Source organism: Micromonospora sp. KLBMP9576, assembly GCF_050941805.1.
Taxonomy (GTDB): domain Bacteria; phylum Actinomycetota; class Actinomycetes; order Mycobacteriales; family Micromonosporaceae; genus Micromonospora.
On the sequence record NZ_CP194567.1, the window covers coordinates 5288859 to 5312407 of the forward strand.

At 73.1% G+C, this 23549-nt stretch carries 16 protein-coding genes, 1 tRNA gene and 1 pseudogene; 9 read left to right on the top strand and 9 right to left on the bottom strand.

The window, feature by feature from the left end; translation table 11 throughout:
* Positions 1 to 79 precede the first annotated feature (79 nt).
* The 5 genes from ACQ452_RS23325 to argS form a co-directional block, all read right to left on the bottom strand.
* The gene (locus tag ACQ452_RS23325) at positions 80 to 3385 is read right to left on the bottom strand and encodes an efflux RND transporter permease subunit (protein ID WP_433387323.1); all 3306 of its coding nucleotides are present in this window, start codon (positions 3383 to 3385) and stop codon (positions 80 to 82) included.
* 158 nt (positions 3386 to 3543) lie between these two features.
* Positions 3544 to 4593 carry a threonine synthase gene (thrC, locus tag ACQ452_RS23330; RefSeq protein ID WP_433387325.1) on the bottom strand — a complete coding sequence of 350 codons (1050 nt, stop codon included), beginning with the start codon at positions 4591 to 4593 and terminating at the stop codon, positions 3544 to 3546.
* Positions 4594 to 4739: 146 nt separating this feature from the next.
* Positions 4740 to 6053: a homoserine dehydrogenase gene (locus tag ACQ452_RS23335; RefSeq protein WP_433394366.1), complete on the bottom strand. Its 1314-nt coding sequence runs from the start codon at positions 6051 to 6053 to the stop codon at positions 4740 to 4742.
* An 8-nt stretch (positions 6054 to 6061) separates the two neighbouring features.
* Entirely contained in the window at positions 6062 to 7474 is a 1413-nt protein-coding gene (lysA, locus tag ACQ452_RS23340) for a diaminopimelate decarboxylase (protein WP_433387327.1), read from the bottom strand.
* 57 nt (positions 7475 to 7531) lie between these two features.
* Positions 7532 to 9196: an arginine--tRNA ligase gene (argS, locus tag ACQ452_RS23345; protein WP_433387329.1), complete on the bottom strand. Its 1665-nt coding sequence runs from the start codon at positions 9194 to 9196 to the stop codon at positions 7532 to 7534.
* 102 nt (positions 9197 to 9298) lie between these two features.
* Between argS and ACQ452_RS23350 the strand changes: the two genes are divergently transcribed.
* From ACQ452_RS23350 to ACQ452_RS23365, 4 genes are all read left to right on the top strand, one after another.
* A complete protein-coding gene (locus ACQ452_RS23350) occupies positions 9299 to 10141 on the top strand; it encodes a DUF3105 domain-containing protein (protein WP_433387331.1) in 843 nt (280 codons plus the stop codon).
* A gap of 8 nt (positions 10142 to 10149) precedes the next feature.
* Positions 10150 to 10815, top strand: coding sequence for a DUF305 domain-containing protein (locus ACQ452_RS23355; protein WP_433387333.1), 666 nt, complete (start codon positions 10150 to 10152; stop codon positions 10813 to 10815).
* A gap of 237 nt (positions 10816 to 11052) precedes the next feature.
* Positions 11053 to 11745 carry a winged helix-turn-helix domain-containing protein gene (locus ACQ452_RS23360; protein WP_433394367.1) on the top strand — a complete coding sequence of 231 codons (693 nt, stop codon included), beginning with the start codon at positions 11053 to 11055 and terminating at the stop codon, positions 11743 to 11745.
* A gap of 351 nt (positions 11746 to 12096) precedes the next feature.
* A tRNA-Arg gene (locus tag ACQ452_RS23365) sits at positions 12097 to 12171 on the top strand.
* Positions 12172 to 12240: 69 nt separating this feature from the next.
* On the opposite strand, the gene ACQ452_RS23370 is transcribed toward ACQ452_RS23365, so the two are convergent.
* Complete coding sequence (locus ACQ452_RS23370) at positions 12241 to 12780, bottom strand: hypothetical protein (protein ID WP_433387335.1); 540 nt, start codon at positions 12778 to 12780, stop codon at positions 12241 to 12243.
* Between the two features lie 438 nt (positions 12781 to 13218).
* Between ACQ452_RS23370 and ACQ452_RS23375 the strand changes: the two genes are divergently transcribed.
* Complete coding sequence (locus tag ACQ452_RS23375) at positions 13219 to 15444, top strand: PQQ-binding-like beta-propeller repeat protein (protein ID WP_433387337.1); 2226 nt, start codon at positions 13219 to 13221, stop codon at positions 15442 to 15444.
* Positions 15445 to 15607: 163 nt separating this feature from the next.
* On the opposite strand, the pseudogene ligD reads toward ACQ452_RS23375, so the two are convergent.
* Together ligD and ACQ452_RS23385 are read right to left on the bottom strand one after the other, a co-directional pair.
* Positions 15608 to 16561 (bottom strand): annotated as a pseudogene (ligD, locus tag ACQ452_RS23380) (non-homologous end-joining DNA ligase); the annotation flags it as partial.
* A gap of 113 nt (positions 16562 to 16674) precedes the next feature.
* Positions 16675 to 18126, bottom strand: coding sequence for an MFS transporter (locus ACQ452_RS23385; RefSeq protein ID WP_433387339.1), 1452 nt, complete (start codon positions 18124 to 18126; stop codon positions 16675 to 16677).
* A gap of 78 nt (positions 18127 to 18204) precedes the next feature.
* On the opposite strand from ACQ452_RS23385, the gene ACQ452_RS23390 reads away from it, so the two are divergent.
* From ACQ452_RS23390 to ACQ452_RS23405, 4 genes are all read left to right on the top strand, one after another.
* Positions 18205 to 18633 (top strand): winged helix-turn-helix transcriptional regulator, encoded by a 429-nt coding sequence (locus ACQ452_RS23390; RefSeq protein WP_433387341.1) that lies wholly within the window; start codon positions 18205 to 18207, stop codon positions 18631 to 18633.
* A gap of 62 nt (positions 18634 to 18695) precedes the next feature.
* Complete coding sequence (locus tag ACQ452_RS23395; protein ID WP_433387343.1) at positions 18696 to 19076, top strand: YccF domain-containing protein; 381 nt, start codon at positions 18696 to 18698, stop codon at positions 19074 to 19076.
* Between the two features lie 214 nt (positions 19077 to 19290).
* Positions 19291 to 19836, top strand: a complete 546-nt coding sequence (locus ACQ452_RS23400; RefSeq protein WP_433387344.1) for a TetR/AcrR family transcriptional regulator — start codon at positions 19291 to 19293, stop codon at positions 19834 to 19836.
* 39 nt (positions 19837 to 19875) lie between these two features.
* Entirely contained in the window at positions 19876 to 22083 is a 2208-nt protein-coding gene (locus ACQ452_RS23405) for an MMPL family transporter (RefSeq protein ID WP_433387346.1), read from the top strand.
* A 142-nt stretch (positions 22084 to 22225) separates the two neighbouring features.
* On the opposite strand, the gene ACQ452_RS23410 is transcribed toward ACQ452_RS23405, so the two are convergent.
* A complete protein-coding gene (locus ACQ452_RS23410) occupies positions 22226 to 23482 on the bottom strand; it encodes an erythromycin esterase family protein (protein ID WP_433387348.1) in 1257 nt (418 codons plus the stop codon).
* Between the last annotated feature and the right edge of the window lie 67 nt (positions 23483 to 23549).

Consider the following 23549-nt stretch of genomic DNA (forward strand, 5'->3'; position numbering starts at 1 on the left):
CGGGCGCACGGCGGACACCTGATCGGACGCGAACGCCCCCGGCGGGCGGGACCCGTCGGGGGCGTTCGCGCACGTACCGCTACTCGGTCGGCGGCAGCGGGGACCTGCGGCTCTTCGGCAGGCGCAGCACCTCGAACTGGTCGGTGCCGTCCAGCAGCGCGCCGGACGGCGTCGACGTGGCCGCCGGGGGCTGGGTCGCCTGCGTACGCGCGGCCGACCCGGAGCCCGCGGCGGACACCCCGACCGACTCGCCGACGGCCGTGTCGGCCTCGTCGCCGGCCGGGTCGCCGTCGCCCGCCACGGCGGTCGGGGTCGCGGCACCGGAGCGGCGGGCCCGCCAGTTCCGCAGCGACTCCTTGGCGTTCTCCGCCATCGCGTACAGCGTCGGCACCAGGATCAGGGTGAGCAGCGTCGAGCTGAGCAGACCGCCGATCACCACGATCGCCAGCGGCTGGGAGATGAAGCCACCCTCACCGGTGAGGCCGAACGCCATCGGCAGCAGCGCGAAGATGGTGGCGACCGCGGTCATCAGGATCGGCCGCAGGCGACGCCGGCCGCCCTCGACCACCGCCTCCTGGACCCCCATGCCCTGTGCCCGGTACTGGTTGACCAGGTCCAGCAACACGATCGCGTTGGTCACCACGATGCCGACGAGCATGAGCACGCCGATCATCGCCGGCACGCCCAGCGGGGTGCCGGTGACCAGCAGCAGGCCGATCGCGCCGGTCGCCGCGAACGGGATGGAGATCAGCAGGATCAGCGCCTGGACCAGGCTGCGGAACGTCGCCACCATGATCAGGAAGACGATCGCGATGGCCGCGAGCACGGCCAGGAGCAGGTCGGCGAAGGCCTCCTCCTGGTCGGCGCTGACGCCACCGACGGCGAAGGTCGCCCCCGGCACGTCGATGCCATCCAGCTTCTTCTGCAACTCCTTGGTGATGGCCCCGAGGTTCGAGCCGGTGGCCGTGCCGGTGACGGAGACGCTGCGCTCGCCGTCGATCCGGCGTACCTGCTGTGGGCCCTCGCCCTGGGTGACGTCGGCGATGTCGTCGAGCTTGACCGCACCGACGGGCATCGCGCGCAGCTCCTCGATGGTGGTCGGCGGCTTGCCCGCGAACCGCAGCACCACGTCCCGCTGCCCCGCGTCGAGCGTGACCTGCCCCAGGGGCGTGCCCCGGAACGCCTGCGCCACGAGCTGGCCGACGGCGGCCTCGGTGAGCCCGACCCGCCCGGCGGCGACCCGGTCGACGGTGACGTCGACCCGCGGCACCCGGGCGGCGAGGCTGGTGGCGACGTCCTCGACGCCCGCCAGCCCGTCCATCGCGGACCGGACCTCCTCGGCGGCCCGGGTCAGGGCCTCCGGGTCGGCGCCCTGGACGATCACCTCGATCTGGTTGGTCGCCGCCCCGCCCTGGGCGGCGCCGAAGCTGACCTCGCCGACGCCCGCGCCCAGCGCGTCGAACTCCCGGCGCAGCTTCTCCCGCATCTCCTGGGCGTCGGTTCCGTCGCCGAGGGCCAGCGACCAGCTCGCGACGTTGTTGCCGCCGCCCGCGAAGGGGTTGTCCCCGCCACCCGCGGTGACCTGGTACGTCTCGACGTCCTCGGTGCGCCCCAGCACCGCCTCGATCTGCCGGGCCGCCGCATCGGTGGCGGCCAGCCCGGTGCCCGCCGGCAGTTCCTGGGTGACGCTGAGGGTGTCCTGGCCGGAGTCGTCGATGAAGTTGGTCTCCAACTGACGCGACAGGCCGAAGGTGCCGAACAGCACGACCAGGCCGAGTCCCAGGGTGATCCACCGGGTGGCCCGCTTGCGGGTGGCGAAGTTGATCACCGGAAGGTACGCCCGCTGCAACGGGTTGCGCAGTTCCTTCTCCTCCGCCTCCCGGCGCACCGCGGCGTCGTCGGCCGTGCCGCCGGGGGGCCGCAGGAACCAGTACGCGAGCACCGGGATGACGGTCAACGAGACCAGCAGCGACGCGAGCAGGGCCACCGTGACGGTGATCGCGAACGGCGCGAAGAGCTGCCCGACGAAGCCGCCCACCAGCGCGATCGGCGCGAAGACGGCGACCGTCGTGAGGGTGGACGCCGTCACCGCGCCGGCCACCTCCCGGACGGCGGCGAGGATCGCCTCCCGCTTCGGCTCGCCGTACTCCAGATGTCTCTTGATGTTCTCCAGCACGACGATCGAGTCGTCGACCACCCGGCCGACCGCGATGGTGAGCGCGCCGAGGGTGAGCAAATTGAGCGAGTAGTCGCCGATCCAGAGGGCGATCAGGGCCACCACCACCGACAGGGGGATGGAGACGGCGGTGACCACGGTCGAGCGGACGGAGAGCAGGAACACCAGGATGACCACGACGGCCATGACCAGGCCCAGCAGGCCCTCCGTGGTCAGGCTCTCGATCGACTTCTCGACGAACGGCGCCTGGTCGAAGACGACTGTCAGCTCTGCGCCCGAGGCCTCCCGCAGGTCGGCGAGGCGGTCGCGGATCTCGTGGGAGATCTCCACCGCGTTGCCGTCCGGGGAGGCGGTGATCGCGATGCCCAGGCTGTCCTTGCCGTTGGTGCGGGTGATCGCGGTGGCCGGGGCGAGCTGCTGCTCGACGGTGGCCACGTCGGCCAGGCGCACGGGGGCCGCCCGGCCCACCGCGGGCGCGACCACCACGCCACGCAGGTCGTCCAGCGTGGCGAGTCGGGTGCCGACCTGCACGGGCAGCGCACGGGTGCCGTCGGTCACCGCGCCGGCCGGGACCGTCACGCCGTTGGTCTGCAACGCCGTCCCGAGGGCGGTCGGCTGGAGCTTCGCCGCCGCCATCCTGGCCGGATTCGGGACGATGACCACGACGTCGTCCTGCGCGCCGGTCAGGTCGACCGTGCGCACCCCCTCGATCGCCTCCAGCTCGGGCACGACGGCGGCGCGCAGCTTCTCCGCGAGGACGCGCTGGTCGGCACCGCCGGAGGCGGCGAGCACCACCGCCGGCAGGTCGTCGGTGCTGCCGGCGATGACCTGCGGCTCGACCCCCTGCGGCAGTTGCGTGCCGATCCGGGTGAGGGCGGTCTGCATCTTGTTGACCGCGTCGTCCAGGTCGGTGCCGAACTCGTACTGCACCTGGACGGTCGCGGAGCCCTCACGGGAAGTCGAGATGACCTTGTCCAGCCCGGGGATGCCCTGGATGCTGTTCTCGATGGGTTCGGTGACCTGCGACTCGACGATCTCGGGCCCGGCGCCGGGGTAGGCCGCCACGATGAACGCACCCGGGAACTCCAGCGACGGCAGGAGCTGCTGCTTCAGTGACGGTACGGCGAACAGTCCGAACGCCGTGGTCACCACCGCGATGAGGGCGATCAGCCCTCGGTTGGCGAGGCTGAATCTGGCGAGCAGCGACATCGGCGTGACTCACTCCTGAAAAAGGCGAACTGGCGGGGTACGAATTCTCCCCCACCCGGCCCGGCCGCCCCCGGCCGGCCCCGCCGCCAACCGACGCAACCGGCGCTCGTACGCCCTGCCCTGCGTCGATACCGCCCGCCGCTGCCGGCCCGGCCCCGTCAGGCGAGGTCGAGGCAGCGGGCGGCGGTCAGGGGATCGTTGGCGATGGTGGTGGGCACCGGCGCGGTGGAGATGGCCCACTCCGGGTCCTTCAGGCCGTGCCCGGTGACCGTGCAGACCACCGTCGAGCCGGCCGGCACCCGGCCGGCCGCGGCCTGCTGGAGCAGACCAGCCACGCTCGCCGCGCTGCCCAGCTCGACGAAGACCCCGACCTCGCGGGCCAGCAGCCGGTACGCGGACAGGATCTCCCGGTCGGTGACGGCGGCGATCAGGCCACCCGAGGAGTCCCGGGCGTCCAGCGCCCTGGTCCAGCTCGCCGGGTTGCCGATCCGGATGGCGGTGGCGATCGTGGACGGCTCGCGGACCACCTGCCCGCTGACGATCGGGGCGGCGCCGGCGGCCTGGAAGCCGTACATCCTCGGAGCCCGGGTGGCGTTGCCGTCCCGCAGGTCCTCCGAGTAACCCAGCCAGTAGGCGGAGATGTTGCCGGCGTTGCCGACCGGCAGGCAGTGGATGTCGGGGGCGTCGCCCAACGCCTCGACGATCTCGAACGCGGCGGTCTTCTGGCCGTGCAGCCGGTCGATGTTGACCGAGTTGACCAGGGCGACCGGGTAGTCCTGGGCGAGCTTCGCGGCCAGCGCGAGGCAGTCGTCGAAGTTGCCGGTGACCTGGAGCAGCCTCGCGCCGTGCACCAGCGCCTGGGCCAGCTTGCCCAGCGCGATCTTGCCCTGCGGCACGAGCACCGCACAGGTCAGGCCGGCACGGGCCGCGTACGCCGCCGCGGAGGCGCTGGTGTTGCCGGTGGAGGCGCAGATGATCGCCTTGTTGCCGGCCTCGACGGCCTTGGAGACCGCGAGCGTCATGCCCCGGTCCTTGAACGAGCCGGTCGGGTTGGCCCCCTCCACCTTCAGGTACACCTCGCAGCCGAGCCGGGCGGAGAGCACCGGGGCCGGCAGCAGCGGGGTGTTCCCCTCGTGCAGCGTCACGACGGGGGTGGCGTCGGTGACCGGCAGCCGGTCCCGGTAGGCGTCGATCAGACCCCGCCACATGTCGCTCTCCCTCGCCTCACCGCCGGCGTCGAGCCGGGTGCGCCTCCAGCCTGGACCAGCATCTCCGGTCCCCCGCCGGCGCATCCGCAGTTAACCACCAGGCGAGACGCGCGAGCGTCCGCCCCGCCGGGGCGAAGGCCGGCCGCTCAGAGCCCGCCCTCCACCCGCAGCACGCTCGCCACCGCGCGGACGATCTCCAGCCCGCGCAGCTCGCCGACGGTGGCGGCGAGCGCCGCGTCCGGCGCCACGTGGGTGACGATCACCAGGTCGGCGTCCTCGCCCCGGCCGGCCGCGCCGCCGCCCGCCGGCCCCTGCCGCACGGTGGCGATCGACACGCCGTGCCGGGCGAAGACCCCGGCCACGGCCGCCAGCACGCCCGGCCGGTCGGCCACGTCCAGGCTGACGTGGTAGCGGGTCAGCGCCTCCCCCATCGGCCGCACCGGCAGGTCCGCGTACGCGCTCTCGCTCGCCGAACGCACCCCGGCGAGCCGGTTGCGGGCGACCGCGACCACGTCGCCGAGCACCGCGCTGGCGGTCGGCGCGCCGCCCGCGCCCCGGCCGTAGAACATCAGCGGCCCGGCCGCCTCGGCCTCGACGAAGACCGCGTTGAACGCGTCGCCGACGCTGGCCAGCGGGTGGCTCAGCGGGATCATCGCCGGGTGCACCCGCACGCTCACCGTCTCCCGGCCCGCGGCGTCGGCGCCCCGGGCCGCGATGCAGAGCAGCTTGATGGTGCACCCCATGGCCCTGGCGCTGGCCACGTCGGCCGCGCTGACCTCGGTGATGCCCTCCCGGTGCACGTCGGCCGCGCCGACGCGGGTGTGGAACGCCAGCGAGGCGAGGATGGCCGCCTTCGCCGCCGCGTCGAAGCCCTCCACGTCGGCGGTGGGGTCGGCCTCGGCGTAGCCCAGCTCGGTGGCCTCCTCCAGCGCCTCGGCGAAGCCGGCGCCGGTGGCGTCCATGGCCGAGAGGATGAAGTTGGTGGTGCCGTTGACGATGCCGGTGACCCGGTTGATCCGGTCGCCGTGCAGCGACTCGCGCAGCGGGCGCAGCAGCGGGATCGCCCCCGCCACGGATGCCTCGTAGTAGAGGTCGCCGCCGCCCTCGGCCGCCGCGTCGTGCAGGGCGGCGCCGTCCTCGGCGAGCAGCGCCTTGTTGGCCGTGACCACGCTCTTGCCGGCCCGCAGCGCCTCGACCAGCCAGCCCCGCGCCGGCTCGATGCCGCCGACCACCTCGACGACCACGTCCACGTCGTCGCGCTTGATCAGGCCGAGCGCGTCGGTGGTGAACAGGGTCGGGTCGACGGGCAGGTCGCCCCGGTCGCGGCCGAGCCGGCGTACGGCGATGCCGGCGATCTCCAGCGGGGCGCCGATCCGGGCCGTGAGGTCGGCGGCCTGTTCGTGCAGCAGCCGGACCACCTCGCTACCGACCGTGCCGCAGCCGAGCAGTGCCAGGCGCACAGGTGACGTCATCCCACATCCAATGCCAGCAGGTCCTCTTCGGTCTCCCGCCGGACGATCAGGCGCGGCTGGCCGTCACGCACCGCCACCACCGGGGGACGGGGCACGTGGTTGTAGTTGCTGGCCATGCTCCGGCAGTACGCGCCGGTGCCGGGCACCGCGACAAGATCTCCGGGCTGCACGTCGGCGGGCAGGAATTCATCCTTCACCACGACGTCCCCGGACTCACAGTGCTTTCCCACCACGCGGGCGAGCACCGGCGCGGCGGCCGACGCCCGGGACGCCAGCGTCGCGGAGTACGACGCGTCGTAGAGCGCGGTACGGATGTTGTCGCTCATCCCCCCGTCGACGCTGACGTAGACGCGCCGCCCGTCGGCCGTGTCGCCGCCGGAACCCACCGGCACGGACTTGACCGTGCCCACCTCGTAGAGGGTGAACACGGCCGGCCCCACGATCGCCCGGCCCGGCTCGATCGACAGGTGCGGCACCGTCAGCCGCTCCACCGAACACTCGGACTCGACGATCCGGCGCAGCCGCTTCGCGAGTTCCGGCGGCGCGGTCGGGTCGTCCTGGGTGGTGTACGCGATGCCGAAGCCGCCGCCCAGGTCCAGCTCCGGCAGCTCCACCCCGCGCGCGTCGCGGATCTGCGCCTGCAGGGCGATGACCCGGCGGGCGGAGACCTCGAAGCCGCTGGCGTCGAAGATCTGCGAGCCGATGTGCGAGTGCAGGCCGCGCAGCTCCAGCACGCCCTCGTCGAGCACCCGGAAGGCCGCCTCGGCCGCCGCGCCGCCCGCGAGCGAGAAGCCGAACTTCTGGTCCTCGTGCGCCGTGGCGATGAACTCGTGGGTGTGTGCCTCCACGCCGACCGTGACCCGGATCATCACCCGGGGGCGTACGCCACGCTCGCGGGCGAGCGCGGTGAGCCGGTCGATCTCGTCGAACGAGTCGAGGATGATCCGGCCGACCCCGGCGTCCAGCGCCCGGGTCAGCTCGGTCACCGACTTGTTGTTGCCGTGGAAACCGATGCGCTCCGGCGCCATCCCCGCCGACAACGCGGTCGCCAGCTCACCACCGGTGCACACGTCGAGGCGCAGGCCCTCCTCGGCGATCATCCGGACCACCGCGCGGCAGAGGAACGCCTTGCCGGCGTAGTAGACGTCGACGCCGTCGAAGGCGCTGCGGAAGTCGCGGCAGCGCGAGCGCAGGTCGTCCTCGTCGAGGACGTACACCGGGGTGCCGAACTCGGCCGCGACGTCGCGGACGCCGAGGCCCGCGACGGTCAGCGCGCCGTCGGCGCCGCGCGCCACGGTGCGCGGCCACAGCTGCGGCATCAGGGCGTTGACGTCGGGCGGGGTACGCAGCCACGCCGGCCCCCGACCGCCCATGTCGCCGTGCAACGCACCGGCCTCGTGAGCACGCATCACCGCTCCTTGCTTCGCTGGGCCGACAGGCTCGTTCCTCGCACGCGCACCGGCCGCCTACATCCGTTCCGGGGCCGAGACGCCGAGCAGGCGCAGGCCGTTGGCGATGACGGTGCGGGTGGCGTCGTTGAGCCAGAGCCGGGCGCGGTGCAGGTCGGTGACCTCCTCGTCGCCGCGCGGCAGGATCCGGCACTCGTCGTAGAAACGGTGGTAGGTGCCGGCCAGTTCCTCCAGGTAGCGGGCCACCCGGTGCGGGCCCCGCAGCTCGGCCGCCGTGGCGACCACGGCCGGAAACTCGGCGAGCGTCTTGAGCAGCTCATTCTCCTTCTCGTGGCCGAGCAGCTCCGGGCGGAACGCCTCGGCGTCGCCCCGGGTCAACCCCACCTCGGCGGCGTTGCGGCCCACGCTGGCCGTCCGGGCCGCCACGTACTGCACGTAGTAGACCGGGTTGTCGCGGGTGGCCCGGGTCCACAGTTCGAGGTCGATGTCGATCGGGGAGTCGCTGGAGTAGCGGGCCAGCGCGTACCGCGAGGCGTCCACGCCGATCGCGTCGACCAGGTCCCCCTGGCTCACGACGGTGCCGGCCCGCTTGCTCATCCGCACCGGTGCGCCGTCGCGGACCAGGTTGACCATCTGGCCGATCAGGATCTCCAGGCTGCGCTCCGGGTCGTCGCCGAAGCAGGCGGCCATCGCCTTCATCCGGCCGATGTAGCCGTGGTGGTCGGCGCCCAGCATGATCACGACCCGCTCGAAGCCGCGCTCCCGCTTGTCGAGGTAGTAGGCGCAGTCGGCGGCGAAGTAGGTCCACTCGCCGTTGGACTTGCGCAGGACCCGGTCCTTGTCGTCGCCGAAGTCGGTGGTGCGCAGCCAGGTCGCGCCGTCGGACTCGAACACCCGGCCCTGCGCGCGCAGCCGCTCGAGGGCCAGGTCCAGCTCGCCCCGCTCGTGCAGGCTCTTCTCGTTGAAGTAGGTGTCGAACTCCACCCCGAAGGCGCGCAGCGAGGACTTGATCTCGGCGAACATCAGCGCCACGCCCTCGACGCGGAAGACCTCCTGGGCGGCGGCGTCGTCCAGCTCCAGCACGTCGGGGCGGATCTCCCGCACGGCGTCGACGATCTCGGTGAGGTACGCCCCGGCGTAGCCGTCCTCGGGGACCGGCTCGCCCTTCGCGGCGGCCAGCAGCGAGCGGGCGAAACGGTCGATCTGGGAGCCCGCGTCGTTGAAGTAGTATTCCGTGCCGACGTCGGCGCCGGTGGCGCGCAGGAGCCGGCTGAGCGCGTCGCCGACGGCCGCCCAGCGGACGGCGCCGAGGTGCACCGGGCCGGTCGGGTTGGCCGAGACGAACTCCAGGTTGATCCGCTGGCCGGCGAGCCGGTCGCTGCGTCCGTACGCCTCGCCGGCCTCGACGATCGTCCGGGCGAGCTGGCCCGCGCTGGCCGCGTCGAGCCGGATGTTGAGGAAGCCCGGGCCGGCGATCTCCACGGACCTGACCCCGGTGGCCCGGCCGAGCTGGGTGGCGAGGGCCGTGGCCAGCTCACGCGGCGGGACGCCCACCTTCTTGCTGAGCTGGAGCGCCAGCGTGGAGGCGTAGTCACCGTGCTCGGGGTTGCGGGGTCGCTCCATCACCGTGCGCTCCGGCAGGGCGGAACGGTCCAGGCCCCGCTCGGTGAAGACGGCGTGGGCTGCGGTGAGGACGACCTCGGCGAGTTCTGCGGGAGTCACCGATCCATGTTATCGGGGGTAGACTCGGCACTCGCGGCGGCGACCCAGTGCGCGTGAGACCGGCCCGCCGGACCCCCTGACCGACCGACCTGACGAGGCACCATGAGCATCAGCACCCCGGGCGGCCCCGAGCGCCGCCCGACCGTGGTCAGCACCGGCAAGAAGCCGGCGGCAGGCCGGCCGGCCGCCGGCGCCAAGTCCGGGTCTGGCGACGCCAAGAGCGGCTCCGCCGGCGCCAAGTCCGCCTCCGGCAACCCGAAGGGCTCCCGCCCCGGAGCCGGCGGCAAGGGCCGCAAGCCGATCACTCCGGTGAAGGTGAGCCAGGGCCGCGCCTGGGGCCCGATCGCGCTCTTCACCGCCGTGGGCCTGCTCGCCGTGTCGATCCTCGGCTACGGCGCCTGGGCGACGTTCCAGGGCGCGAAGCCGTGGGAGGACCGGGCGGACGCGATCGACGGCATCGTCAACTTCCGCAAGCAGGACAAGGAACTCGTCACCGGCGGCAACCACAAGGCGGGGCCGGTCACCTACGAGGTGCTCCCGCCCGTCGGCGGGCCGCACAACGCGAGCTGGCAGAACTGCATGGGCGACGTCTACGCCGCCCCGATCGCCAACGAGCACGCGGTGCACAGCCTGGAGCACGGCACGGTGTGGATCACCTACCGCCCCGACCTGCCGGCCGACCAGGTGGCGAAGCTCACCGAGAAGGTGCAGGGCAAGGAGAAGCTGATGCTCAGCCCGTTCGAGGGGCTGGACAAGCCGATCTCCCTGCAGGCCTGGGGCTACCAGCTCAAGGTCGACAACCCGGACGACAGCCGGGTCGACGAGTTCATCCAGACGCTGCGGGTCAACGCCTCGGTCGAGGGCCCGACCGCGCTGTGCAGCCAGGGCATCACCGCCACCGGCACCACGCCGCGGGACGACGCCCCGCAGATGCCGCAGGGCTGAGGAGAGCGATGAGCACCCCGACCGTGATCGAGACCAGCGAGCCGGCCAACCCGGCTCCGGAGGAGCGGCGGCCTTCCGCGCGCCGCTGGGGCACCGCCGCGCTGGCCCTCGCCGTCGTGGTCGGCCTGCTCCTCGGGTACGCGGGCGGCCTGTTGACGCCCCGGCTGACCCGGCCGGGCGACGCCTCGGCGGAGGCGGGTTTCGCCCGGGACATGCTGGCCCACCACGCGCAGGCGGTGGAGATGGGCATGACCGCCTTCGACCGGGGCACGGACCAGGAGGTCCGCAGCATCGGTGGCGACATCGCCATCGCCCAGCAGGGCGAGAGCGGCATTATGCACACGTGGCTGCGCTCGTGGGGGCTCGACCCGGCGGGCAGCGAGCCGGCGATGTCGTGGATGCCCGACGGCGCGGGCCTGGTCAAGGACGGGCTGATGCCGGGCATGGCCACCCCGGAGGAGATGGCGAAGCTGCGCACGGCCGAGGGCCGGGAGCTGGATGTCCTGTTCCTGCAACTGATGATCGACCATCACCTGGGCGGCATCCACATGATCGACGGCATCCTCGACGTCAGCGACGAGCCCGACGTGGTCAGGACGGCGCAGACCATGAAGAACACCCAGCGCAACGACATCACCAACCTGCAGAACGCGTTGCAGCGCCTGGGCGGCTGAGCCACCCGCGCCACCCGTCGAGAGGTCCGCGTCGCCACCGGTTCCCCGGCCCGACGCGGGCCTCCCGACGTTTCCGCCCCCGCGCCCCGGTCCCGCACCGGCTGGGCCTGCCGGCGCCACCCTGTCCGGTTTAGCCGGCTACAGGGGTTAGTTACGTGGTACGACCGATTACTACGCTAAGAGAGTTTTCTCCGCACATATCGTGACCAGTTGCGATTCGGGCTCGTTGCGCAGGACGTGGGTGTCGCACTGAGAGACGCGCGGCGTTCGGTCACCAGCTGGTGCCGGCGCCACACCATCGGCGGTGACGGGGCGGTGGCAGCCGCCCGTCGCGGACAGCGGCAGGGCGAGCCGGGAACGCTCAGCCGCGAACAGGAACTCGAACTCATCGACGTGCTGCGGGGCGTCTACCCCGACGAACTGGGCCTGGACGAGGAGCTGTGGACGCGGCAGAGCCTGCACACCCTCATCCACCGCCGCTTCGAGACGCCGATGGACGCCGGAGCGGTCGGGGCGTACCTGCGGGCCTGGGGGCTGGGGCCGCGGGAACCCCGGGAAAGGGCCTGCGGGCTCTGCGTCGGCGCGGTCGAACGCTGGGTGCGCAGCGAGTACCCGGCCATCACCCGCTCGGCCCAGGAGCACCTGGCCGAGGTCTACTGGATCGGCCGGGTACGCCTGCGGGGTACCATGCCGGCGGCGGACGTCATCTCCGCGGTCTCGTCCCGCGGCCGGGTGCGCTTCATGATCACCACGCCGTCGGTCGACCCGCCCCTCCCCCGCGACTTCGTGCTGCGGCTCAGCGGCGAGGAGCAACGGACCGTGCACCTGATCATCGACGGCTCCTGGCCCCGTAACGAGTGGCCCCGGCGCCTGCCCCGACGCGTCGTGCTGCACCCGCTGCCGAGCTGCGGCCGCGCCGTCGCCGCCTGACCGCACCGCCGCCGCTCGGCTGCCTCGTCGCCCGGCCGACACCGGCAGCGATGCACTCAGGCCGACACGGCCGGATGGCGACGGGGCGGTCAGGTGCGTCCCGGAGACCTTCACGGGAGTTGACGAGTGGAGCACCAGGGTTGTCTCCCGGGGTGGGATACAACCGTGATGTTCCACTCGTGCGCAGGACGCGCGCGTACCCGCTTCCGCCATTCCGCCCCGGTCGGCGTGAGGCGCAGGCGGCGCGGCGTGAGGCGCAGGCGGCCCGGGGCGCGGGCGGCACGAGGGGGAGGTGCAGGATACCGATTCGGCATTCCGGGAAGGCGTTTGCTAGTCTTCTCCAGTCGCTGAGCCCCCGTAGCTCAGGGGATAGAGCACCGCCCTCCGGAGGCGGTGGCGCAGGTTCGAATCCTGCCGGGGGCACCACCACAAGCCACACAAAAGGCCACTGACCAGGGTTGTCCCGGTCAGTGGCCTTTCTCGTGATCCGCGCTGTCAGGGAGCCTGCCCCGACCGGTCGACGATCGCCATCCGGACGACGGCGGTGCTCCAGTCGAGCGACTCCCTGCCGTCGCGTACCAGCACGACCCGGTTGCCGAGGTAGGCGTGGGTCGCCGGATCGAAGATCAGGTCCCAGTGCGCACCGGTCACGCCGGGCCACCGCAGCGCCACCCCCCGCCTGCCGGCGGCGTCCCGCACCTCCCCGGGCACCACCGCGGCTCCGGGAAACTGGGCCAGCGCCTGGAACAGCGCGCCGCGCGACTGCGGCGGCAGGTAGCCCTCGAGCAGCCACGCGCCGACGTTGAAGCAACACCACGGGTCGTTCCGGAGAGCTTCCCGGTCGGCACCGGCCGGCAGCGGTACGGGATCCGGCTGCTCCCGCAGGTAACGGAGCATCTGCTCCGGGTCGGTGGGCAGGTCCGTGACGTAGCCAGCCCGTCGAGGATGGCCTGAGAGATCGTCGGTCCGCCACTCGTCCGGCCGGGCCTCCGGTCGCCGCCGCTGCTGCCAGGTCGGGGCGTCGCCGACCGGCACCCAGCGCTGGAGCCGCTCCTCCAGGTACGGGCCGGACTCCGGGTGCTCCGGTCGGGTGAGCCGCCGGGTGAGCCGCCATTCGGTGAAGAGGAACTATCGTCTCCACGTGCCGGCGGTAGAACGCCTCGAACGCCGCCGGGTCCGTACCGATCGGGACGAGAGCCTCCCCTTTCGGGCTCGAACTACTCACAGGCCGTCCTCTCCTCGGTTCGCCGTTGCACCCTTTCTTGGTCCGGCGGCGGCGCGGCGTTACACCGACCCTGCCGCGCCGGCCCAGGACGGAACCCCGCGCAGGTGCAAGTTATGGACCATCCACACCGTCAGGTTGACGTTTTCCTTCGGATCGGCCGCGAATATGCTAGAGACCCGCTGTTCAGGCGCCTGGAGCCGTGCCAAACTCTCCGGCATTCCGCGAGAACCTGCCGGAAGGAAAAGGCCATGCCATCGCTGCCCGCCCCTGACCACGCACCTCTCTCGATGGACCGACGCCGGTTGCTCGGCCTGGGCGTCGGTGCCGTCGCCGCGGCGGCCACCGGCGCGGTGGCCGCCGGTTCGCCCGCGGTGGCCGGCCCGTCCGTACACGGTGGACCGTGGTCTGCGGGGTTCGCGCTGCTGGGTGACACGCAGATCGACGTGGACCTTCCTGAGCGGACCGAGGGAGTGCGCTGGACGTACGAGCAGATCGCCGCTCGGAACCCGTCGATCGTCTGCCACGTCGGGGACATCGTCGAACACGGCTCCGTGGACGAGTACGACACCTACGTCGGCACCATCCCGGTGGGGCTACGTCCCAAGATCCGGCACGTGCCGGGCAACCACGACTGGCGATGGGACAACACCGCCGGCGAGCGGTACGGCAAGCTGTTCGGGCCGAGCCGGTACTCGTTCGACTTCGACGGCCTGCACTTCGTCGCGCTGGACCCCAGCCACCTGCTCCAGGAACCGGGCGGGTTCGGCGAGTCCGGCATCCGGTGGCTGACCCGGGACCTGGACCGGGTCGCGCCCGGGGTGCCGATCATCCTGCTGTGCCACTTCCCGTTCGGCGGCGACAACTACTACGTCTCCGACCAGGAGCGGCTGCTGGAGCTACTGGACCGCTACGACGTACGGGCCGTGTTCGCCGGGCACGTGCACGCCGAGCAGGTGCAGCGGTTCAACGGAGTGACCCAGCTGGCGGTCGACGACACCCGCGGCTCGGCGATCTACTACTGGGTGCAGCGCACGGCCGGCCCCGACGGCCAGGTGCTGAAGGTGACGGCCGTACAGCGGGGCGCCGACGGCAGCGCCGAGTCCCGGTCGGTGCTGGACATTCCGATCAGCGGGCCGCGGACCGCCATCGCGCAGCGGCCCCAGGCGGTCTCGCTCGACCCGGCCGGCGCCGGGCTGGGCGTGTCGGTGCGGCTCGCTCCGCACGTCCGGGCCGCCAACGTGAAGGCCCAGCTCTACCCGCAGCACACATACGGGCTCAAGGACGACGGCCAGTGGCGGAACCTGGCCTCCGACGGCGCCGGCCGCCGCTTCTCCGGCGGCCTGGACCTCACGTCGCTGCCGCCGGGCGAGCACCGGATGACCGTACGGGTCACCGACGCCGACGGTGCCTGGTACGAACAGACCCGCACCTTCGAACTCCCCGACACCGCCCGCCGGCTGCGCTGGAGTGAACAGCTCGGCGCGCCTGTGCAGGCCGGCCTGGCAGTCCGGGACGATCTGCTGGTCGCCGCCACCACCGACGGGACCGTGATCGGCGCCCGGCCCAGCCGGCGGGGGCTGTCCCGGCGCTGGCGGGAGCGGATCGGCCCGGTGCACGGCCGACCGGCGTTCGCCCCCGACGGGAGGACCCTCTACGTCCCCTCCGACGACCACCGCCTCTACGCCCTCGACCCGGCCACCGGCCGGCGCCGGTTCACCCACGACGCCGGCGCCCCGGTGCTCGGCAGCCCGCTGGTGACGACGGTCGACGGTCGTACCGTGGTGGCGCTCTCCGCCGGGGAGACCCGGCAGGTCATCGACGCCCGGACCGGGGGCACGGTCTGGAACGTGGCCGGAAAGGGCATGTTCGCCGGGCGCGCGGCCAGCGACGGCATCCGCGTCTACGCCGGAGCCGGGGACGGGAACGTCTACGCCCACGACGCCCGCACCGGTGCCGTGCTGTGGTCCTTCTCCACCACCACCCGCGCCACCGTCTACAGCCGCCTCATCTACGGCCCGTGGGCGGACAACCTGGAGGTGCTGTCCAACGGCCTGGTCCTGGTGTCCACCGTGACCAGTGCGTACGCGCTGGACCCTGACACCGGCGAGCTCCGCTGGTCGATGGCCGGCTCCTACATCTACGCCCCGAAGCTCCTGCTCGACAACGGCGACGTGGTGATGTTCGACGACGGTGGTCGTACCGCCTCCCGGGTGGACCCGGCCACCGGCCGGGCCCGGTGGACCACCGGCCTCGGCGCCCGCCCGGTCAGCACCGGCGCGGCCATCCACAACGGTGTGGCGTGGATCCCCACCACCACCGGCCTGGTGGTCGCGGTCGACCTCACCACCGGCTCGGTCCGGACCCGGTTGCAGTTGACCACCAGCGCGTACTGCTACAGCCCGCCGGTGGTCATCGGCGACATGCTCATGGTCGGCGACCAGGACGGCTTCCTGCACGGCATCGCCGTGGGCTGACGAACCGGGGTGCCGCCGACGGCCGGCCCCACCTCGACGTCGGCCGGGTGCCGGGGCGTTCCGCGACGCCCGGCACCCGGCCGCACCCTCGTCAGCCGGTGCCGCTCCCGCCCGGGCCGGTGGGGTGGGCGGCCGGGCCGGGGTCGGACCCGGAGCCCTGGTCGGCGGCGCGGCGGGCGCGGGCCCGGCGCTTGCCCTCGTGCATGGCCTGCACCCGGGCGACCGGGATGGTGTGCCCCTGCGCGACCAGGTCCTCCGGGAGCCGCTGCGGCGCGGGCAGCCGCTCGGCCCACGGGTCGCGGTCGGCGACGAGCGCCGGGACGGTACGGATCGTGAAGTCCGCGGGGGTGACGTCGCCCAGGTCGGCCCAGTCGACCGGGAAGGAGACCGGCACGCCCGGGCGCAGCCGGGGGCTGTAGGCGGCCACCACGGTCGCCCCGCCGGAGCGGGTCGAGTCGACGAACACCCTGCCGCCCCGGTCCTCGCGGATGAAGGCGGTGGTGGCCAGCGCCGGGTCCAGCCGTTCGGCGCGCGCCGCCACCGCCCGGGTCGCGGCGGCCATGTCCTCCACCTTGGTGCCTTCCGCCACCGGCACGAAGACGTGCACGCCCTTGGCCCCGCTGGTCTTGACCGCGCCGTCGAGCCCCGCGTCGGCCAGCGCCTGCCGGACCAGCCGGGCGGCGGCGACCGCCAGCGCGAAGGAGTCGCCCTCCGGCGGGTCGAGGTCGAGCACCAGGTCGGTGGGGCGGTGCAGGTCGTCGACCGTGGCCAGGGTGGGGTGGTATTCCACGGCCCGCTGGTTGGCGAACCAGAGCAGGGTGCGCCGGTCGTCGCAGAGCGCGTACGAGATCTCGCGGTGCGACGCCTCGGCCCAGACGGGGGTGCGGGGCACCCAGTCCGGGGTGTACTTCGGCAGGTTCTTCTGCATGAACGGCGGCTGTCCCGGCCGGACCCGGATCACCGACAGCGGCCGGCCGCGCAGCCGCGGCAGGATCCGTTCGCGCACCGCGTCGAGGTAGTCGACCAGGTCCCGCTTGGTCGCGTCGGCCCCGTCGAACAGCGGTTGGTCGAGGTTGGTCAGCGACACCCCGTCGCGGGTCTCGTCGGCGCCACTCATCCGACCACCTTCGCGGGCCGGGGGCCGGCGGTCAACCGGACGCGGCGGGGCGACGCGCGCCGAACGGACCGCCAGCGGCCCGGACGACGTCGGGCGCGCCTTCCCCGCCGTCCTCACCGCCCTGCCCCGCGTCCTGCGCTCCGGCTGATCGCCGGGGCGGGGGCCGGGCGGGAGCGCAGGGTGGTCAGGGCCACGAGGAGGGCGGTCGCGACGAGGGCGGCGGCCACTGTGAACGCGCTCCGGTAACCCGCGGCGAGCGCGTCGGCCGCCACCCGACCGGCACCCCGCAGGCCCTCGGTGCGGCTGGCGGCCAGGGTGGCGAGCGCGGCCAGCCCGAGCGCGCCGCCGACCTGCTGGGTGGTGTTGACCAGCCCGGAGACGAGCCCCGCGTTCGCCGGGTCGGCGCCGGCCATCGCCAGGGTGGTGACCGCCGGCAGGCACAGCCCGGCGGCGACACCGAAGACGAGGAGCGCGGGAAGCACGTCGGCCGGGTAGCGGCCGTCGGCCGGGAGGCGGGCGAGCAGCAGGAACCCGACCACGGCCAGCGTCAGCCCGGCGAGCAGCACCGGGCGGGCGCCGTACCGGGTGGTCAGCCGGCCGGCCAGGCCGAGCGAGACCACCGCGATCGTCACCGGAGTCGGCAGGAAGGCCAGCCCGGTGGCCGCCGCGTCGAGGCCGAGCACCAGCTGTAGTTCCAGCGCGAGCAGGAACTGGAAGCCGAAGAACGCGGCGACCATCAGGAACTGCACGACGTTGGCGGCGACCAGGTCAGGGATGCGCAGCACCCGGGGCGGCAGCAACGGGGTCGTACCGGCGCGCTGGCGCAGCGCGAACGCCGTGAGCAGGGCCGCTGCGGTCCCGGCGGCCCCGAGCGTCCGGGCCGAGGCCCAGCCGTGTTCGGCGGTGCCCACGATCGCCAGCACGGTGAGCATCAGGCCGGCGGTGACCAGTCCCGCGCCGGGCAGGTCCAGCCCGGCCCGCCACCCGATGCCGCGGTCGGCCCCGATCAGGCGTACGGCACCCAGAATGATCATCAACCCGATCGGCAGATTGATTCCGAAGATGGCGGGCCAACCGGCGAGGTCGGTGAGTACACCCCCGGCGAGCATGCCGATGGACGAGCCGGCGGCGCCGGTGAAGCTGAAGACGGCGATCGCCCGGGCCCGTTCGGCCGGGGCGGGAAAGAGCCGGACGATCATGCCGAGGCTGACGGCCATGGTGAGCGCCCCGCCCGCGCCCTGCAGGAAGCGGGCCGCGACGAGCCCTGCCGGCCCGGTCGCGACCGCGCAGAGCATCGAGGCCAGGGTGAACAGCGCGACGCCCGCCAGGAAGACGGCGCGGCGACCGAGCAGGTCACCGAGGCGACCGGCGAGCAGCAGCAGCCCGCCGAAGGCGACCAGGTAGGCGTTGACCACCCAGGCCAGCCCGGTGGCGGTGAAGCCGAGGTCCCGCTGGATGGCCGGCAGTGCGACGGCGACGATGCTGCCGTCCAGAATGATCATCAGGCTGCCGGCGCAGAGCAGGAGCAGCGCCGGCCAGCGGGACTCGACGGTACGGGTGGACACGGCGCGCCTCCTAGGTGCACGGTTTGTTACCAGGGTCATCCTCTGTGACCATCAGGCGGAGCGTAAGGAGGCACTTTCATGTCCCAGGGGAACAGCGAGGTGACCGCTGGCCGGGCGCCGCAGGCGTGCGGGGCGGGCGGGCTCTTCACCCCCGGTCAGGCCAAGGCGTGCACGGTGCGTGAGGTGCTCGACCGGGTGGGCGGCAAGTGGAGCATCGGCATCCTCGTGGCCGCCTCCCCGGGCCCGGTGCGCTTCACGGAGCTGGAACGCTGCGTGGAGGGGATCAGCCGCCGGATGCTCACCCTGACCCTGCGCAACCTGGAACGCGACGGGCTGCTGCACCGCACGGTCCACCCGACCGTTCCGCCGAAGGTGGAGTACACAGCCACGCCGATCGCACTGGAGCTCTACCAGTCGCTGGTCGCCCTGACGGACTGGGCGGAGCGGCACCGTGGCGCCGTCGCCGACGCCCGCGCCACGTACGACCGGACCCACCCGCCCCGCTGACGTCCGCCGGGTGGCGGAACGGGGACGGCCGCCGGGTGGCGCGACGCGGGCATCCTGGAGGGGTGATTCGTTTCGTACTGAACGTCCTGTGGCTCGTCTTCGGCGGGGGCATCGTCCTGGCCGCCGGTTACGGTCTCGCCGCGCTGGTCTGCTTCCTGCTGGTCGTCACCATCCCCTTCGGCGTGGCCTCGCTGCGCCTGGCCGTGTACTCGCTCTGGCCCTTCGGCCGGACCCTGGTGCCCCGGCCCGGCGCCGGCGCCCCCTCCGGGCTGGCCAACGTCCTGTGGGTGGTGCTGGCCGGCTGGTGGCTCGCCCTGTCCCACATCGCCGCCGGCGTGGCCCTCTGCCTGACGATCATCGGCATCCCCTTCGGCATCGCCAACTTCAAGCTGGTGCCGGCCGCCTTCTGGCCGCTGGGACGCGAGGTGGTCCCCGCCCCCTGACGGTCGGCCGATCAATGCGGTTGTCGCCGACGGAGAACGCCCGCCACCGGCGGCGAACGCGCTCCGTCCGGCGGCAACCGCATGATCAGGAGATTGAGGGGACGATCGCGGGTTAAACATCAGGCCGGTGTGGGGAAGGCCACGGCACTGATCTGACCGATCGGTCAGGGTCTGACCGATCGGTCAGGCATGCTGGTCGGGGAGGTGGGCCGGCATGGCGCGGATGGTTCCGGAGACGCACGACGAGATCCTCTCGGCGGCGGCCCGACGCTTCGCGGCGACCGGCTACCGGGGCACCTCCTTGCAGGACATCGCCCGCGAGGTGGGCTGCTCCAAGGCGACGGTGTTCTACCACTTCGCCAACAAGGAGGCCATCCTCACCGAGCTGATGGCCCCGGCGATCGGCGCCCTCCGGGCGCTCGACGAGCAGATCTGCGCGCATCGCGGCGCGGCCGCCCAGCGGGTCGCCGCCGAGGGCTTCGTGGACCTCGCGGTCCGCTTCCGGCGCGAGATCGCCCTGCTCCGGGGAGAGTTCCCGGAGTTGCTCCAGCAGCCCGCCTTCGCGCACATCCAGCGCATCTCCGAGCGGCTGTCCGACGCGCTCGCCGGGCACCCGGAACGCCCGGCCGCCCGGATCGCCGCGCTGGTGCTGCTGGCCGGCATCTCCGAGACCTGCGGGACCTTCGCCGACGTGCCCGACGAGGAGCTGCGCGCCGCCCTGCTGGCGATCTCCCGGCGGGCGCTCGAGCCCGTCGACTGATCCGTTCCCACACCATCCACGACCGAGGACAAGGAACTCATGGCCACCCTGCTCTACCGGCTCGGCCGGGGCTCGATGCGTCGGCGGCGACTCGTCGCGGCGATCTGGCTCGTCGTACTCGCCGGTCTCGGCCTCGCCGCCGGCACCCTGCGCGGCCCGATAGCCGACAACTTCACCATGCCCGGCACGGAGTCGCAGCGCGCCCTGGACCTGCTCGCCGAGCAGTTCCCGGCGGCCAGCGGCGCGACCGGCACGATCGCCGTCAAGGCGCCCACCGACGGTGCGCTCGCCAGCCCGCAGGGGCAGGCCGTGGTGAAGGAGATCACCCAGGAGGCCACGACGCTGCCCGGCGTCGTCGGCGCCGTCGACCCGTTCCAGGTGGGGGCGGTCTCCCCCGACGGCCGGTACGCGCTGGTCCAGGTCCAGTTCGCGACCGGCGCCGACGAGGTGACCGACACCCAGCGGGACGCGTACGAGCGGGTCGGTGAGCGGGCCGAGGCCCAGGGCTGGCAGGTCTCGCCCGGCGGCGAGGTGCTCAGCGCCGTGCCCGAGATCGGCTCGACCGAGATCATCGGTGTCGCGGTCGCCGCGATCGTCCTGGTGATCACGTTCGGCTCGCTGGTGGCGGCCGGGATGACCATGCTCAACGCGCTGATCGGCGTGGGCGTCGGCATGGCCGGCCTCTTCGCGATCAGCAGCGTGGTCGACCTGAGCAGCACGGCGCCGATCCTCGCCCTGATGCTCGGCCTCGCGGTCGGCATCGACTACTCGCTCTTCATCACCTCCCGCTACCGGCAGAACCTGATCGAAGGGGTCGAACCGGAGGAGGCGGTGGGCCGCGCGGTGGGCACCGCCGGGTCGGCCGTGGTCTTCGCCGGCGCCACCGTGGTCATCGCGCTGGCCGGACTGGCCGTGGTGAACATCCCGTTCCTGACGGTGATGGGTCTGGCCGCCGCCGGCACGGTCACCGTCGCGGTGCTGGTCGCGATCACGCTCCAGCCGGCCCTGCTCGGCTTCGCCGGCCGACGGGTGCTGCCCCGCAAGCTGCGCTCGGCGGTGCAGGTCGGCGACGGCACGGAGCGGACGGTCGAGGCCGCCGAGGCGGCCGAGGACCGGTCGGGCTTCGGGTTCCGCTGGGCACGCCTCGTCACCCGGTTCCGGGTGCCGGCCATCCTGGTCGGGGTCGTCGGCCTGGGGCTGCTCGCACTGCCCACGCCCGACATGCGGCTCGCGCTGCCCGACCCGTCCACCGCGGCGGTCGGCTCGCCGGCCCGGGAGTCCAGCGACCTGATCACCGAGGGCTTCGGGCCGGGCTTCACCGGCCGGCTCGCGGTGGTGGTCGCCGGGGACGACCCGCAGGCGACCTCGGCCGCGATCCCGCAGGTCACCGCGCTGATCCAGCGCACCGACAACGTCCTCGCCGTGGCCCCGCCGCAGCTCAGCCCCGACGGTCGTACCGCGCTGCTCGGGGTGGTGCCGACGACGGGCCCGACCGAGGAGGCCACCGAGACCCTGGTCAACGACGTCCGGGGGGCGGTGGGCGGGCTTCCCGGCGTCGACGTGCTGCTGACCGGGGCGACCGCGGTCGGCATCGACGTGTCCGAGAAGCTCTCCGACGCCATGCCGGTCTACCTGCTGCTGGTGGTCGGCCTGTCGGTGCTGCTGCTGATGCTGGTGTTCCGCTCGCTGCTGGTGCCGATCAAGGCCGCGCTGGGCTTCCTGCTCACCGTCGCCGCCACCTTCGGCATCACCGTGGCGGTGTTCCAGCAGGGCCACCTCGCCGACCTGGTCGGTCTGGACACGCCCAGCCCGCTGGTCAGCTTCCTGCCGATCCTGCTGATCGGCATCCTGTTCGGCCTGGCGATGGACTACGAGGTCTTCCTGGTCTCCCGGATGCGGGAGGACTTCGTGCACGGCGACACCGCGCACCAGGCGACGATCAACGGGATGGGGCACGGCGCCCGGGTGGTGACCGCCGCCGCACTGATCATGATCTCGGTGTTCGGCGGCTTCGTCTTCCTCGACGACCCGGTCATCAAGTCGATGGGCTTCGCGCTCGCCATCGGGGTCGCGATCGACGCCTTCGTGGTCCGGATGACCATCGTGCCGGCGGTCATGTCGCTGCTCGGCAAGCGGGCGTGGTGGCTGCCGCGCTGGCTCGACAAGGCCCTGCCCAACGTCGACATCGAGGGCGAGGGCCTGCGCGCCCACCTCGACGAGAAGGCGGCGGTGGGCCCGCGCGGCTGAGGGCGTGCCCCGGTGGCGGGTCGCGCCGACGGGCCCGCCCGGCGTCGAGAGTGACGCCGGGCGGGCCCGCCCCGTTTCCGGTCGACCGGTCAGTCGTCGCCGAACCGGGCCTCGACCGCCCGCCACCCCGGGTGTCGGTGGGTCAGACGCCGGCCGGGTAGGTCTCCATCTCGCCCGGGGCGCTCAGGGCGGGCAGCGGTTGCAGGGCGGTCGTCTCGTCGCACCAGACGAAGGCGTCGTAGCGATCCCCCAGCCGGGTCGGCACGTAGTTGCCCCACGACTCGAACGACGGGTCGTAGACCACCCCGATCGCGCGGTGCTCGGCGGTCCCGGTGACCCAGCCGGGCTCGTCGTCGCCGCCGAAGACCAGCACGGCCCGCTCCGGCAGCAGCTCGTGCAGCCGGTGCTCGACCGAGCCGGGACGGGCCGGCGGCACCGCCATCACCTCGGCCGGCGAGCCCCAGCGGGGCGCGGCGGTCACCGTGCCCCGGTAGCCGCCGAGGCCCACCAGGACCACCTCGTCGGCCCCGTGCCGCTCGCGGGCCAACTGGCCGATGTTGATCATGCCGTCGGCGGCCATGTCGGTCGCCCGCGCGTCGCCGATGTGCGTGTTGTGCGCCCAGACGATGCCCCGCGCGCCGGGGCCGTAGCGCTCCAGCAGCCGGTCCAGCGTGTCCGCCATGTGCGTGTCCCGGATGTTCCACGACTCCGGCCCGCCGCGCACCATCGCCCGGTAGTAGCGCTCCGCGCCGGCCACCACCTCCGCGTTCTGCCAGGCCGAGAAGCTGTCCGGGCCGTCCGCGACGACCTGCTCGCGGGTACGCGCCAGCAGCCGCACGACCTCCTCCTCGCAGCGGGCGGAGACGAACCGGCTGGCCGCGCCGTACTCCTCGATCCGCTTGCCGTACGGCTCGAAGCAGCGGTACGCGTCCTGCGCCGCCTCCAGCGACGCCGGGTCCTCCTCGCCGAGGTAGTCGAAGATCGCCTGCATGGACTCCCAGAGGCTGTAGACGTCCAGACCGTGGAAGCCGGCCCGGGCACCCTCGGGCCGCTCGATGTTCCAGGCCCGCAACCAGCTACAGAAGCGGGCGACCTCGGCGTTCGCCCACATCCACGTCGGCCACCGCTCGAAGCGTTCCAGCGCGGTACGCGGCTCCGCGGCCCCGCCCGGGGCGGCGGTCACCGAACGGTGCACCCGTTCGCAGTCGGGCCAGTCCCCCTCCACCGCGACGAAGGAGAACCCGCACTCGGCGATCAGCCGGCGGGTGAGCTGCTCGCGTAGCCGGTAGTACTCGTGGTTGCCGTGCGTCGCCTCGCCGATCATCACGATCCGGGCGTCCCGCGCGCGCTCCAGCAACGGGTCGAAGTCGCTCGGCGCGCCGAGCCGCTGAACCAGCATGGCGGGCGGCTACCCGGCGCGTCGCCGGGCAAACCGCCGGCCGTCGATCGGCGGTCGGCGCGTGGGC